Below are 14639 nucleotides of genomic sequence, written 5' to 3'. Positions count from 1 at the left end.
TATTATAGTAGTATAAAAATATGTAGATGAGGTGAACAGTATGATTTCACTATTTTTTGAAATGCTTAATAAACTTGGTATGATTATTCTTCTAACGGCAGTTATAACTAAATTTAGGTTTTTTAAAGGATTTATTACTAAAGATAAATATAATAAAAAAGAAATTTTACTTTCAGGTATTTTTTTCGGCATGATAGGAATTTTAGGTACTTATTTTGGCATTCATATAAATGGAGCGATTGTAAATGCAAGGATAATAGGACCGGCAGTAGGTGGTTTTTTTGGTGGACCAATAGTTGGACTACTAGCGGGACTTATAGCAGGTACACACAGGTTTTTAATAGATATTAATGGTTTTACATCACTTCCTTGTGCACTTTCAACACTTTTAGAGGGTATAATAGCAGGACTCTTATCTAAGTATTTTTATAAGTCATCAAATAAATGGGTATTTGGGTTTTCAGTTGGTCTAGTTAGTGAATTTATGCATATGATATTAGTTTTAATTATAGCTCGTCCATTTGTAGAAGCTTTTGATTTAGTTAAGATAATTGCTTTTCCTATGATGTTTTCTAATTCACTTGGAATAGCTCTTTTTATAGCTTTTATTGAATCAATTTATAAGGAACAAGAAGCCATAGCAGCTCATCAAGCACAAACAGTATTAAAAATTGCTAAAAAAACACTAAAGTATCTAAGAAATGGTCTTGATGAAAAAACAGCAAAAAAAACTGTAGAACTTATTTATAATTCTATTTCTATTTCAGCTGTGGCTATAACAAATAGAGAAAACAGAATTGCTGCAATTGGAGACAATGTAATTGATCAAAATGGAATTAAACCTATAAAAAATAGTGCTACTAAAGAAGTGATTGAAAGTGGAAAGTATATAGTATTAAATTCTAATAAAGGCTTAGAGTGTTTAAGGACAAAAACAAAATTAAAATCTGCAGTAATTGTACCATTAAAAGAAGAAGATGAAGTGATTGGAACTTTAAAACTTTATAAAAAAAGACAAAATGCTATTAATACTTTTGATGTTGAGCTAGCAAACGGCTTGGCTTCTCTCTTCGCAACACAACTTGCTTTAAGTAAAATTTCAAAACAAGAAGAACTACTTGCTAAATCAGAACTTCGTTCTCTTCAAGCACAGATTAACCCTCATTTTTTATTTAATGCGATTAACACAATAGTATCATTTACAAGAACTGATCCAGATAAAGCGAGAGAAACTTTACTTAATTTAGGTGAATATTTTAGAAATAATATGCTTGGGAAAAATGATGATATTGATATTAGAAAAGAGATAAATACGGTTATGAATTATGTTGAAATTGAGAAAGCAAGGTTTGGAGATAAACTATCTGTAAAATGTGAAGTTGACGAAGATGTTGAATGTATGATACCTCCACTACTAATACAGCCATTAGTTGAAAATGCAATTAAACATGGTATATTTGAAAAAATAAATGGCGGAGAGGTAGAGATTTTTGTTAGAAATTCTATTGAGGGAACTACAATTACAGTTAAAGATAATGGTGTTGGTATAAAAAAATATAAGTTGAACAGTATTTTACATGAGAAAAAAGGTAATTCAATTGGACTTTCAAATGTAAATTCAAGATTAATGATGAAATACGGGAAACAATATGGTTTAAACTTAGAGAGTAAAGAAAATATTGGTACAAGTGTAAGTTTTATTATACCAAACTTAAGTAAAAAAATTACTAAGGAGTGATTTTGTGATTAAATATTTAATTGTCGATGATGAGAAGCCTGCAAGAGATGAACTTAAATTTTTGTTAGGAGATTTTAATGATTTTGAATTAATTGGTGAAGCTGATAACGGTATTGAATGTTTAAATATTGCTAAAGAGAAAAATATAGATGTAGTTTTTTTAGATATAGATATGCCAAGAATTAGTGGAATAGTTGTTGCTTCAAAGTTATCTAGTTTTGATAATCCACCACTTATTATTTTTGTCACAGCATACAATGAATATGCAATAAATGCTTTTGAAGTTAACGCTCTTGATTATTTACTCAAGCCTATTTCTGCATTAAGGCTTGAAAATACAATTGAAAAAATTAAACATAATAGAATTAACTTAGTTGATCCTCTTATAAATAATAAGATATTGTTTAATGACTTAAATACATCTTCAAGAATTTGTCTTGAGCAAAACGGTGTATATATGCCTCTTGATATTGATTCAATTATTTATGCTAAAGTAGAAGGAAAAAACACCATTATTTTTACAAGAAATAAAGAATATAATTATAGTGGAACATTAAGTCAATTAGAATCAAAGCTTACAAATACAGATTTTTTTAGAACACATAGGAGTTATATATTAAATATTGATTATATAGAAACTATTGAACCGTGGTTTAATAATACTTATATGGTTAAAGTAAAATATCTAGATGAAAAGGTACCAGTATCAAGAAGTCAAATAAAAAAATTCAAAGAATTTGTTGGAATATAAATAATTTATCCGATGCCTAAGAGTTCTAATACCCCCACTTCTTAAAAAAGTGGGAGATAAAGAACTCTAAAAAGGCCTTGGATTATGTTTTCTAAGATTCAGTGGGAGTAAAAACTCCCTCTGAATCTTAGAAATTCATTTATGTTTTGTTGCAGTAAAGAAACTTTTTTCTAGATAAAGTATTTTAAAAAGTCGATAAAATTTTCTTGCACTAGTTTATGTTTTGTGATATATTGACTATGCTAGAATTGAATATACCTTATTTAGAGTGACGGAGGGAATAGGCCCGATGAAGTCCAGCAACCACTTTTATAAAGCCGGTGCTAAATCCTACAGAGAAATCTGAGAGATGAGGAAAGTAGTAATTAACCCCTCTTTGTCTTTGAAGAAGGGTTTAAATGTTTTTTGAGTCAAAATGGTTTAAAAAAGGGTGAAATTTATATTTAAAATTATTAAATATGGGTATTCAAATGATAATATATATTTGTTTTTAAAGTGGAGGAGGAAGAAATGAGAAAAAGACTATTTACATCTGAGTCGGTTACAGAAGGCCACCCAGATAAAATGTGCGATCAGATATCAGATTCAATACTAGATGCTATTTATACAGAAGATCCATCTGCTAGAGTTGCATGCGAAACGTCAGTTACTACAGGATTAGTTTTAGTTTCTGGCGAAATTAGTACGTCGTGTTATATAAATATTCAAAAAGTTGTTAGAAAAACAGTTGATGAAATTGGCTATAACAGAGCGAAATATGGTTTTGATGCTGCAACTTGCGCAGTACTTGTTGCACTTGACGAACAATCAACAGATATTGCTATGGGTGTAAATGAAGCACTTGAAAGTAAAGAAGGACAAATGGATGACATTGAAGCTATAGGAGCAGGAGACCAAGGATTAATGTTTGGATTTGCATGTAATGAAACTAAAGAATTAATGCCTCTTCCAATAGCATTATCGCATAAACTTGCTAAAAAACTTTCTGATGTAAGAAAAGAAGGAAGGCTTAAATATTTAAGACCAGATGGAAAAACACAAGTTACGGTTGAATATATTGATGATAAACCAGTTAGAGTAGATACTATAGTAATATCAACTCAGCACGATCCTGATGTTACTAGAGAACAAATTGAAGAGGATTTAAAGAGATTAGTTGTTCTTCCTGTAGTAGATGCGAATTTACTCGATGAAAATACTAAATATTTTATTAATCCAACAGGAAGATTTGTTATTGGAGGACCTCATGGTGACGCTGGACTTACTGGCCGTAAAATTATAGTTGACACTTATGGTGGATATTCTAGACATGGTGGGGGAGCTTTTTCAGGAAAAGATCCTACAAAAGTAGATAGATCAGCAGCATATGCAGCAAGATATGTTGCAAAGAATATTGTGGCTGCTGGACTTGCAGATAAATGTGAAATAGAACTTGCATACGCAATTGGTGTTGCTCATCCAGTTTCTTTACTTGTTGAAACTTTTGGAACTGCCAAAATAGATGAAGAAAAAATTGAAGAGTTGGTTAGAAAACATTTTGACTTAAGACCTGCTGCAATAATACGCGATCTTGATTTAAGAAGACCAATTTATAAACAAACTGCGGCATATGGACATTTTGGACGAGATGATTTAGATTTACCTTGGGAGAAAACAGATAAAGCTGAACTTCTTAGAAAAGAAGCTAATTTATAAAACAGAGAGAACAAAAAGAACTTACTTTTAAGTTATTGCTTAAAGTAAGTTCTTTTTTGTACGAAATTTTAGATTAAAATAATTCCTATGTGGACTCATTATGAATAATATTCTATAATAAAGATGAATAGAGTTTGAGAAAGAGGTTTTTATGGAAAAATACGGAATGTTTAAAAAAGAATTTTTTGAAATCATAAATGTGTTTAAGGAGTATACAAATGTATTAGAAAAAGTTATCCTGTTCGGATCTCGTGCTCGTGGAGATTATAAAAACACATCAGATATTGATATTGCGCTAATTTTTAGAAAAAACAGCGAAAAAATATATGAAATATGTGAACAATTAGAAAAAATTGATATAATATATAAAATTGATGTCGTAGATTATAATAAGATAATGAATCAAAAATTCAAAAATAATATAGATAATGATGGAGTAATTTTATATTTTTTAAATAATGAAGGAGAAATTATGGTTTTATTAGAAAAAATAAAAGATAAACTACATGATTTAAAAAAGGCTTATTTAAAATTGGATGAGAGTATTCATAGAAATTATATTGAAGATGATATAGTTCTAGATGCGAGTATACAAAGATTTGAATTTGTCTACGAAATGTCGTGGAAATTAATGAAAGTGTATCTTGAATATAATGGAATTGCAGAAGGTACTTCTCCAAGGACTGCCATAAAAGAATCATATAAAGTAGGATTAATAGAAGACGCACAAGTGTGGTTAAAGATGCTTCAAGATAGAAATAAGACAGTTCACACTTATGATGAAGAAAGTGCTATTTTAATATTTGAAAATATTAAAAATGAATACATTTATGTTTTTAATAAATTTATTAATGCTATGGACAAAGAAATAATTAAAAGTTCAAAAAAATAATAATTAATAACAAGGTAAAAATCAATAACATTTACAAAGGGATAATTTATTCGTGTGTGTACAATCACATTACACTAGGGGTGATTATATGAGAGCAATACCTACTTCATATGTTAAAGAAACTCATAAGCTCGGCGAAACATTATACACTTTAAATAGTGGTGTTTTGGTTAGATATGGAGCTATACTTACTAAAGAATTAGTTAAGCAAATTGAAGACCAGAATATTTTTACTGTATATATTATAGATGAACATAGTGATTATGAAGTTAATTCAGTCATTAGTCAGCAACTTAGGCAAAGGGGAAATCTTCTTGTTAAAGAACTTTTTGATGCTGTTTCTAAAAGGGTAAGTTTTATTGACATTCATAAAAAAATATATGAACTTAGTGATGATATTTTATATGAAGTTTCATCAGTTAGAAATGATCAAATTGAATATGTTGATATAAAAAAAACTGACAACTATTTATATACCTCTTCCTTTAACACAGCTCTTCTTTCTGTATTACTAGGTTGGTCTTTAAAATTAAAACGAGATCAGTTAAAAGATTTATTTATTGGTGCTATTTACCATGATATTGGACTAGCACTTATTCCTAAAGCTGTTGTAAATAAAACTGAAAAATTAACAATTGATGAACAAAAGATGATTATTATGCATCCTAAAAGAGGCTATGAACTTTTAAAAGACTTACCGTTTATTAGCTCGCATACTAAATCAATTGTTTTTCAACATCATGAACATATAGATGGTAGTGGTTATCCAAGTAGGACTAAAGGAAGTAATGTTAGCATATTATCTCAAATAGTTGGGCTTTCTGATATTTATGATGCTATGGTTTCTGACAAGCCATATAAAAGAGCTTCTACTCCTAGTGAAGCTATTGAATACATTATGGGAGTTGCAGACAGACATTTTAAATTTGAAATTGTGAATGAGTTTATAAAAAAAATTAATCCTTTTCCTGCAGGGTCATTAATTGAGTTAAATACAGGGGAAAAAGCAGTTGTAGATTTTGTTCCAAAACAACTTCCTTTAAGGCCCAAAATAAGAATTATTAATAAATCGATTTATGGAATAAACTACACAGAAGTGGACCTTAGTGAAGAAACAAATTTAGTAATAAAAAAGATGATTTATTCTATTGATTAAATATGTTAAAAAATGAAAAAAACTTATTGTTTTTTTCATTTTTTTATTTTCTCTTTTTCCTTTTTTCGTGTATGATAGTAATGAGGTAATAAATTTGTGCAAAAAAAAATAAATGCACGTTAAACAGGGGGCTAAAAAATGAAACAAATTTCATTCGATGAAGCTATAAGTCATATTAAAGATGGTATGACAATTATGGTAGGTGGATTTTTAGGGTGTGGTACACCGGAAAAATTAATTGACAAGTTAGTTGAAAGCAAAGTTAAAAATCTTGTATTAATAGCTAATGACACTGCTTTTGAAAAAAAAGGAGTAGGTAAATTAATTGTTTCAGGTCAGGTAAAAAAAGCAATTGTTTCTCACATTGGTACAAACAGAGAAACTGGAAGACAGCTTAATGCTGGAGAAATCGAAGTTGAATTGGTACCACAAGGAACTTTAGCTGAACAAGTACGTTCAGGTGGAACGGGACTTGGCGGTTTTTTAACTCCAACAGGACTTGGAACAGTCGTTGAAGAAGGAAAAGAAAAAATTACTGTTAATGGAAAAGAATACTTGCTTGAACTTCCTTTAAAAGCTGATATAGCATTAATTTTCGGAAGTAAAGTAGATAAAAAAGGAAATGTTTTTTATAATGCAACTACTAGAAACTTTAATCCTCTTATGGCAATGGCAGCTGAAACTGTGGTAGTTGAAGCTGAAGAAGTAGTGGAAATTGGTGAAATTGATCCTAATGATGTTGTTACACCATCAATTTTTGTGAATTACATTGTAGGAGGTAATAAATAATGAATACAATAAAAGAAATTATTGCAAAAAGAATTGCAAAAGAATTTAAACCTGGAAATCTAGTGAATTTAGGTATAGGGCTTCCAACGATGGTTGCAGATTATGTTCCTAAAGACGAAGATGTTATTTTTCAATCAGAAAACGGTTTAGTTGGACTTGGACCAAAACCTGAAGAAGGAAAAGAAGATCAAGATTTAACTAATGCAGGAGCAATGCCAGTAACTATTTTACCTGGCGGAGCATTTTTTGATAGTGCAACGTCATTTGGTATTATTAGAGGTGGACATGTTGATTTTACAGTACTAGGAGCACTTCAAGTTGATGGACTTGGAAATCTAGCTAACTGGACTATTCCTGGTAAATTAGTACCTGGAATGGGAGGTGCTATGGATCTTGTTACTGGAGCTAAAGAAGTAATTATTGCAACTACTCATACAGATAAACATGGTAATCCTAAGATACTTAAAGAGTGTACTCTTCCACTTACTGCAAAAGGTCAAGTAAATATGATAGTTACTGAACTTGCAGTTATGGAAGTTACAAAAGAAGGAATTTTAGTTACAGAAATGTCTCCAAGTATTACAAGAGAAGAACTTATAAGTAAAACAGGCGCAGAGTTAACATTTGCAAGTGATTTAAAAGAATATTTATAATGAAAAATAAATAATAACAGAATGCTTCACCAGCAGAATCGGCTGGAAGGCGCATTCTGTTATTATTTATTTTTTGCCATCATTTTGACTGCAAGTCGGGAAGCTTCACCAGCAAACCCAGCTGGAAGGCGCTTTATGTTATTATTTATTTTTTGCTATCATTTTGACTGCAAGGTGGAAGCTTCACCAGCAGAACCGGCTGGAAGGCGCATTCTGTTATTATTTATTTTTTGCTAGTTTTTAAGTGCAAGGTAGAAGGCTATTTTTTATATATTCCTTTTATTAACAATATCAATGTTATATAATGATTTTAAGTTAAATCAAAAAAGTTTACGAAGATGAGGTAATTATGCCAATAGAAATTAAGGGTATTATTGAAGAAATTATATATAAAAACGAAGAGAATGGATTTGTCGTTGCGATTATTGATAAAGATGCTCTTGGTAGCGAATATATTTATATAAAAGGCATTATTCCAATAATAAATGAAGGCGAAATGATGAAAATTGTTGGAAGAGAAGTTGTTCATCCTTCTTATGGTGAACAAATTGATGTTATTTCTAGTGAGATAATATCACCAAAAACAAGTGATGAGGTTTTAAGATATTTATCATCTGGCGTAGTTAAAGGAATAGGACCGTCTTTTGCTAAAAAAATTGTAGATAAATTTGGCCAAGATACATTTGATATTATGAAATATAATCCTGAAAGGTTAAAAGAAATACCAGGTATTGGCGAAAAAAAAATCAATGATATAACGTCTTCGTTTTCTATGCAAGCTGCATTTAGAGATATTATGATTTACCTTCAAAAAATTGGCCTTTCAAATACAATGGCGACCAAAATATTTAAAGCATTTGGTGAAAATACAATCGAATTTATTAGTGAAAATCCATATATGTTAGCTGATGAAATAGCAGGAATTGGTTTTAGGCAGGCTGATATGATTGCTAAAAAAATGGGGATTTCTGAAGAATCTATTTACAGAATGCACACAGGAATTAAATATGCTTTAAACACTTTTATTAGAAATGGTCATACATTTGCTTTTGAAGAGGATTTAATTGAAAAATCATTTAGTATCTTGTATGTAGATAGAGAGCTTATTAAAGTTGAAATAAAAGAATTAGTTATAAAAGGTGAACTATATTTTGACAAATATAATGATAAAACTGTAATATATTTTCCAATTTACTATCACTCTGAAGTGAAAGTTTGTCAAAAACTTTTTAGTCTTTCATCAAGTGACTTTAAAGAAGTAAAAATAGATGTAAAAAATGAGATAAAAAATATAGAAAGTCAAAATGATATAAGTTTTGATGACAAACAAATAGATGCAATAACAAAAGCTGTTAAAGGCGGAGTTACAGTTATAACGGGTGGACCAGGAACTGGAAAGACAACAATTATAAATACAATTATTAAAGTATTTGAGTCAGTTATGTTTAGTGTAAAACTTGCAGCACCAACTGGAAGAGCTGCAAAAAAAATGACCGAAGCAACTTCAAGAGAAGCTAAAACTATTCATAGACTACTTGAATACACCTATTCAAACGAAAAAAGTGATGTTATTGGATTTAATAAAAATGAAGAAAATCCATTAACAGCAGATGTCATTATTATTGATGAGATGTCTATGGTTGATATACTTCTTATGAATAGCCTACTTAATGCAGTACCTGAGGGAACTAGGCTTATACTAGTTGGAGATTCTGATCAACTACCAAGTGTTGGAGCGGGGAGCGTTCTTAAAGATATAATTGAAGCAAGCATTGAGTTTATGGATATTATAAAGTTAGATAGAATATTTAGGCAAGCAAGTGAAAGTATGATAGTTACAAATGCACATAGAATTAATAAAGGAAATAAACCTTTATTAAATGAGAAAGATAAAGATTTCTTTTTTATAAATGAAAGAGAACATAAAAATATAGTTGGGATAATTAAAAATCTTTGCTCAAGTAGACTTCCGAATTACTATAAATTAGATAAGGTTCTAGATATACAAGTATTAACTCCAATGAAAAAATCCATGATAGGAACAAAAAATATTAACAATGAACTTCAAAAAGTTTTAAATCCAAGTAGTAAATTAAAAAAGGAAAAGAAGTTTGGAGATAAATTATTTCGTGAAGGCGATAAAATAATGCAGATTAAAAACAACTACACTATTAAATGGAAAACTATTTTAGGTAGTGACGGAGAAGGCGTTTTTAATGGAGATATTGGATTTATTGAAAAAATTGATGAAATTAATAAAACAGTAAACATACTTTATGATAATGAAAAAATAGTTAAATATGAATTTACATCACTAGATGAAATTATGCATGCCTATGCTATAACAGTACATAAAAGTCAAGGAAGCGAGTTTCCAGTAGTTGTAATGCCAATAAGTTATGGTGCTGAAGTTTTAATGACTAGAAATGTACTTTATACTGCAATAACAAGAGCCAGAAAATTAGTAGTACTTGTTGGTGAGGAAAAATACCTTAATAATATGATTAATAATAATTCAAACATAAATAGAAACACTGGACTTAAAGATAAATTTACCCATATCACAAGTATGTATAAGGAAATATTAGAAAATCAAGTTGACTAAAAATTTAAATTAAGTTAATATTAAAATATGTAAAATATTTACAAAATATTCTACGCCATTTGTAAATAGTAAAAAACAAAGGATATATTTTATGATTAATTTAAAAATTTTCTCTAAAATTCTAGATCTAATTTTTCCAGATAAGGTTACATGCGTAAATTGCGGGTGTGAAATTTACTCAAGTGATAAATATTCACTTTGCGAGGAATGCTTAAAAACTTTAACTATTATTAAAGGGAAAACATGTAGAATTTGCGGTAGAGGTATTAGCGAAATTTCATCCTATGAAAAATGCATGGAGTGCAGAAAGAATGATTTTTATTTTGACGGGGGCTTTTCTCTTTGTGTATTTTCAGGAACAATAAAAAAATTATTAATGGATTTTAAGTATAATGAAAAAAATTACTTGTATAGTGTTTTTTCAGATTTAATTATTGATAATTTAAATTTAAATGATTTGGATATTGATCTTATAACATTTGTTCCAGTTCATTTTACAAGGAAATTTTTTAGAGGATATAATCAGTCAGAACTTATAGCAAATGACATTTCTAAAAAAATAGGTATAAATTCTAAAAAGATTTTAATTAGAACAAAGATAACTAAAAGATTAAAAGTACTTTCTAAAGAAGAAAGAAAAAATGAAATTGAAGGGGCTTTTATTATTAATAACAAAAAAAATTTTACTAGGAAAAATATTTTGATTATTGATGATATCTATACGACGGGTACTACTTTAAATGAATGTTCAAAGGTTCTTAAATATAATGGAGCAGAAAAAATTTATATTTGTACGCTTGCAATTAGGTGTAAAGATTAAAACTCATATATAAAATCTTCAATACAATACAAGAAAATAATTATGATTATTTACAAAGCTATGAATATACAGTGTAGTCACTAAGTATTTACAATGTGAATCAAAAGTTGTATAATTAAAATAAAGAGGAAGTGATTATATGTCTCAAACATCAATAAGTATTCGCATAGATGAAAATTTAAAAAAAGCAATGGAACAAACTTGTAAAGAATTAGGCATGAATATGACGACTGCATTTACTATATTTGCAAAGAAAATGAGTAGAGAACATAGAATACCATTTGAGGTATCTGTTGATCCATTTTATAGTGCTAGTAATTTGAAATCAATTGATGAATCTATTAAGCAAATAAATCAAGGCAAAGTTGTCGTAAAGACAATGGAAGAACTTGAGGATATGGCAAATGAGTAAACTTGTATTTTCTGAAAGAGCGTGGAAAGAATATATATACTGGCAAGGTCAAGATAGAAAAACATTAAAACGAATTAATCAAATATTAAAAGATATTGAAAGAAATGGTAATGGTGGAATAGGAAAAGCAGAGCCACTTAAATATTGTAAAGGTTGGAGTAAAAGAATTGACGAATGTAATCGACTTGTATATGATTTAAAAGATGGAATTATAGAGATAATTCAATGTAAAGGACATTATGATGACTAAAAATCATCTAAATGATTGTCAACATGGTTAAAATAAAAAAATATAAGAAAACATTAAAGACTCCTTCAAAGATGCCGATAACAAAGTTAAGAAAAATCGGTAGTGATTGGGGGTGTTTTTATGAAGATTTTTAATAATCCTAGTGTTCAAAAAGTTATGAAAAGTTATGGAAAAAATGTTAATAAAGTTAAATCAACAGAAGGAGTAAAATTTTCAAAAGACAAAATTGAGATATCTGATGAAGCAAGAGAGTTTCAAGTTGCAAAAAAAGCTTTTGATGCCTTGCCTGAAGTAAGACAGGACAAGATAAATAGTGTCAAAAAGCAAATTAGCAGCGGAACATATAAACCTTCTAGTAGAGAAGTTGCTGAAAAGATACTTAGTTCTTTAAGTGATAAGTGACATAAGACGAGTGAAAAGGGAGCTTTTACAGAAAACTGTGATAGTTCCCTTTTTTAAACTTAATATTTTTAGTAAAAATAGCCAAGGAAAAAGGAGTAAAATATGTTAGTTAACTATGTAGACGATTTAATAAATGCTCTTCAAAAAGAGTATGAAATATACAAAGAACTTACAAAAATTGCAGATGATAAAAAACAAATTATTATAGATGGAAAAATAAAAGAACTTGATAAAATAACTATTAGAGAACAAGGACTTGCTATGAGCCTTGTAAAACTAGAAAATTACAGAGAAAAAGTTATAAATAAAATTATGAAAGATTTAAATATAAAAAATATTGATACTATAACTGAACTAATAACACATTTAGACCAAGATTCAAAAAACAAATTAAATACAGTTAAAAATCAACTTATTGGAATTATTGACGATATTAAAAATAAGAATGAGTTGAATAGTCAGCTTATAGATCAATCACTTAAGTTTATTGATTTTAATATTGGTTTATTAGCAGGAATAGAAGAAGATAATAAATACGCTTCTGATGGAAAAGATCCGAAGTTTATTCAAAGGAAAAGTTTATTTGATGCAAAGGCATAAATGAATTTCTTAGATTCAGAGGGGGTTTTTACTCCCACTGAATCTTAGAAAACATAATCCAGGGCCTTTTTAGAGTTCTTTATCCCCTACTTTTTTAAGAAGTGGGGGTATTAGAACTCTAAGGCATCGGATAAATGAAATGTTAATCATCAAAGAAAAGGTGGGATTATAATGGGATCAACGTTTTTTGGACTTAATATTGCAAAATCAGGATTATTTGCTTCACAAAGAGCACTTCAAGTAACATCACATAATATTGCAAATGCAAACACAGAAGGATTTTCAAGACAAAGAGTTGATATGCATGCATTTTCTCCAGATTCACTTCCATCAATTCAGGGAATGATTGGAACTGGCGTTGATACTGATGCTATAAAACAAATTAGAAATGAATTTTTAGATTATTCATTTAGAACAGAAAATAGTAAAATGGGTGAGTGGTCAAAAAAAGAAGATATTCTTAAAAATATTGAAGCAATAATAAATGAACCTTCTGAATCAGGAATAAGTAAAATTATGGATCAGTTTTATAGTTCGCTTCAAGAACTTAATAAAAATCCAGAAAGTTTAACAACAAGAGCTTTGGTAAGACAGAGGGCGATAGCACTTACAAAAGGATTAAACAACACTTACTCAAAACTTGAAAAACTTCAAAATGATACAAATTTTGAACTTAGTGTAGCGATTACAGATATAAATGGGTATGCCGAGCAAATTTCGACTTTAAATAAAGTGATTTACAGTTCAGAACTTGAAGGTGGAAAAGCAAACGACGTTAGGGATCAAAGAAATTTATTATTAGATAAAATGTCAGAATTAGTTGAAATAAATTACTATGAAGATGATCAAAAAAGATTTCATGTTTCTGTTGCGGGCCATGAAATAGTTAATCACTATAATCATGATACTCTAGAGCAGACAGAAAGAACAAGCAAACTTAACGATGTAGATACAAGTCATTTAAAAGATTTGGTATGGTCTTCTGGTTCAACGTTCACTGCTAGTTCGGGTAAAATAAAAGGTATAACAGAAATGAGAGATAATATTTCGGGCACTGATAAAGGGATTCCATATTATTTAGATAAAACAAATGAATTTATAGATGTCATGGGTACAGAAATTAATAATGTACATCAAAAAGGCTATGATCTTGATAAAAATACAGGGACTTTTATGTTTACTATTAATGGAATGTCATCTAGTGATTATAAAACGTACTTAAAAACAAAAGGTTTTAACGGTGGAGCTGGAGTAGACGTTACATCTGCAGTACTTAGTGGTACATCTTCTTCGCTTACAGATAAAGAAAATGATAAAATTATGAAAAATAATATTGCAAGTATTATTGACAATAATCCAAATTATAAAGGTAAATCTGTAAAACTAGTTGATGATACCTATTTATTAGTAGACAGAATGAAAGCAAGTGAAGTAACTATTTCGAGTGATATTGAAAATGATTTAAATAAATTTGAAGCATCGGTGTCACAGGACGGTGTTCCAGGTGATGGAAATAATGCGCTTAAAATTGCTGACGTAAGACATAATGTTGAACTTTTTGATTGGGGTTCTCCAGATGATTTTATTAAATCTTTAGTATCAAACTTAGGCGTAGATGCCCAGGAAGCAACGAGAGTAAAAGATAATCAAAAGGTTATGGTGGATTCTGTTACTAATAGCAAAGAATCGTATTCAGGGGTGTCTCTTGATGAAGAAATGGCAAGTATGGTGCAATTTCAGCATTCCTACAATGCAAATGCAAAAATGCTTACAACTGTAGATAAGTTACTTGAAACTATAATAAATCTTGTGAGATAGGTTATATTCTATTTATTAAGAAACAAATTAATTTTTAATTATCAAGTTATTAGTTAAA

At 29.1% G+C, this 14639-nt stretch carries 14 protein-coding genes and 1 riboswitch; all 14 genes read left to right on the top strand.

All coding sequences use genetic code 11. The features are described from left to right. Positions 1-40: 40 nt before the first annotated feature. The 14 genes from AACH12_RS13080 (at position 41) to flgK (ending at position 14581) form a co-directional block, all read left to right on the top strand. Positions 41-1738, top strand: a complete 1698-nt coding sequence (locus AACH12_RS13080; RefSeq protein ID WP_338535822.1) for a LytS/YhcK type 5TM receptor domain-containing protein — start codon at positions 41-43, stop codon at positions 1736-1738. 4 nt (positions 1739-1742) lie between these two features. After that, positions 1743-2489, top strand: coding sequence for a LytR/AlgR family response regulator transcription factor (locus AACH12_RS13075; protein WP_338535821.1), 747 nt, complete (start codon positions 1743-1745; stop codon positions 2487-2489). Between the two features lie 256 nt (positions 2490-2745). Next, a riboswitch (SAM riboswitch) is annotated at positions 2746-2845 on the top strand. Positions 2846-2999: 154 nt separating this feature from the next. Further along, positions 3000-4184, top strand: a complete 1185-nt coding sequence (gene metK / locus AACH12_RS13070; protein ID WP_338535820.1) for a methionine adenosyltransferase — start codon at positions 3000-3002, stop codon at positions 4182-4184. 151 nt (positions 4185-4335) lie between these two features. Further along, a complete protein-coding gene (locus tag AACH12_RS13065) occupies positions 4336-5076 on the top strand; it encodes an HI0074 family nucleotidyltransferase substrate-binding subunit (protein WP_338535819.1) in 741 nt (246 codons plus the stop codon). 88 nt (positions 5077-5164) lie between these two features. Next, complete coding sequence (locus tag AACH12_RS13060; protein ID WP_338535818.1) at positions 5165-6232, top strand: HD-GYP domain-containing protein; 1068 nt, start codon at positions 5165-5167, stop codon at positions 6230-6232. A 138-nt stretch (positions 6233-6370) separates the two neighbouring features. After that, positions 6371-7021, top strand: coding sequence for an acetate CoA-transferase subunit alpha (gene atoD, locus AACH12_RS13055; protein ID WP_338535817.1), 651 nt, complete (start codon positions 6371-6373; stop codon positions 7019-7021). After that, complete coding sequence (locus AACH12_RS13050; RefSeq protein WP_338535816.1) at positions 7021-7674, top strand: 3-oxoacid CoA-transferase subunit B; 654 nt, start codon at positions 7021-7023, stop codon at positions 7672-7674. Before atoD ends, AACH12_RS13050 begins: the two co-directional genes overlap by 1 nt. 349 nt (positions 7675-8023) lie before the next feature. Then, positions 8024-10279 carry an SF1B family DNA helicase RecD2 gene (gene recD2 / locus AACH12_RS13045; protein ID WP_338535815.1) on the top strand — a complete coding sequence of 752 codons (2256 nt, stop codon included), beginning with the start codon at positions 8024-8026 and terminating at the stop codon, positions 10277-10279. A 91-nt stretch (positions 10280-10370) separates the two neighbouring features. Further along, positions 10371-11099 carry a ComF family protein gene (locus AACH12_RS13040; protein ID WP_338535814.1) on the top strand — a complete coding sequence of 243 codons (729 nt, stop codon included), beginning with the start codon at positions 10371-10373 and terminating at the stop codon, positions 11097-11099. Between the two features lie 139 nt (positions 11100-11238). Continuing rightward, the gene (locus tag AACH12_RS13035; protein WP_338535813.1) at positions 11239-11511 is read left to right on the top strand and encodes a type II toxin-antitoxin system RelB/DinJ family antitoxin; all 273 of its coding nucleotides are present in this window, start codon (positions 11239-11241) and stop codon (positions 11509-11511) included. Continuing rightward, positions 11504-11761, top strand: a complete 258-nt coding sequence (locus AACH12_RS13030; RefSeq protein WP_338535812.1) for a Txe/YoeB family addiction module toxin — start codon at positions 11504-11506, stop codon at positions 11759-11761. The genes AACH12_RS13035 and AACH12_RS13030 overlap by 8 nt, the downstream gene beginning before the upstream one ends. Before the next feature lie 120 nt (positions 11762-11881). Then, the gene (flgM, locus tag AACH12_RS13025) at positions 11882-12163 is read left to right on the top strand and encodes a flagellar biosynthesis anti-sigma factor FlgM (RefSeq protein WP_338535811.1); all 282 of its coding nucleotides are present in this window, start codon (positions 11882-11884) and stop codon (positions 12161-12163) included. 102 nt (positions 12164-12265) lie between these two features. After that, positions 12266-12763 (top strand): flagellar protein FlgN, encoded by a 498-nt coding sequence (locus AACH12_RS13020; RefSeq protein ID WP_338535810.1) that lies wholly within the window; start codon positions 12266-12268, stop codon positions 12761-12763. Positions 12764-12934: 171 nt separating this feature from the next. After that, positions 12935-14581, top strand: a complete 1647-nt coding sequence (gene flgK / locus AACH12_RS13015; protein WP_338535809.1) for a flagellar hook-associated protein FlgK — start codon at positions 12935-12937, stop codon at positions 14579-14581. Positions 14582-14639: the final 58 nt, after the last annotated feature.

Source organism: Helicovermis profundi, assembly GCF_033097505.1.
Taxonomy (GTDB): Bacteria; Bacillota; Clostridia; order Peptostreptococcales; family Acidaminobacteraceae; genus Helicovermis; species Helicovermis profundi.
This window is presented reverse-complemented; position numbering and strand designations above follow the sequence as displayed.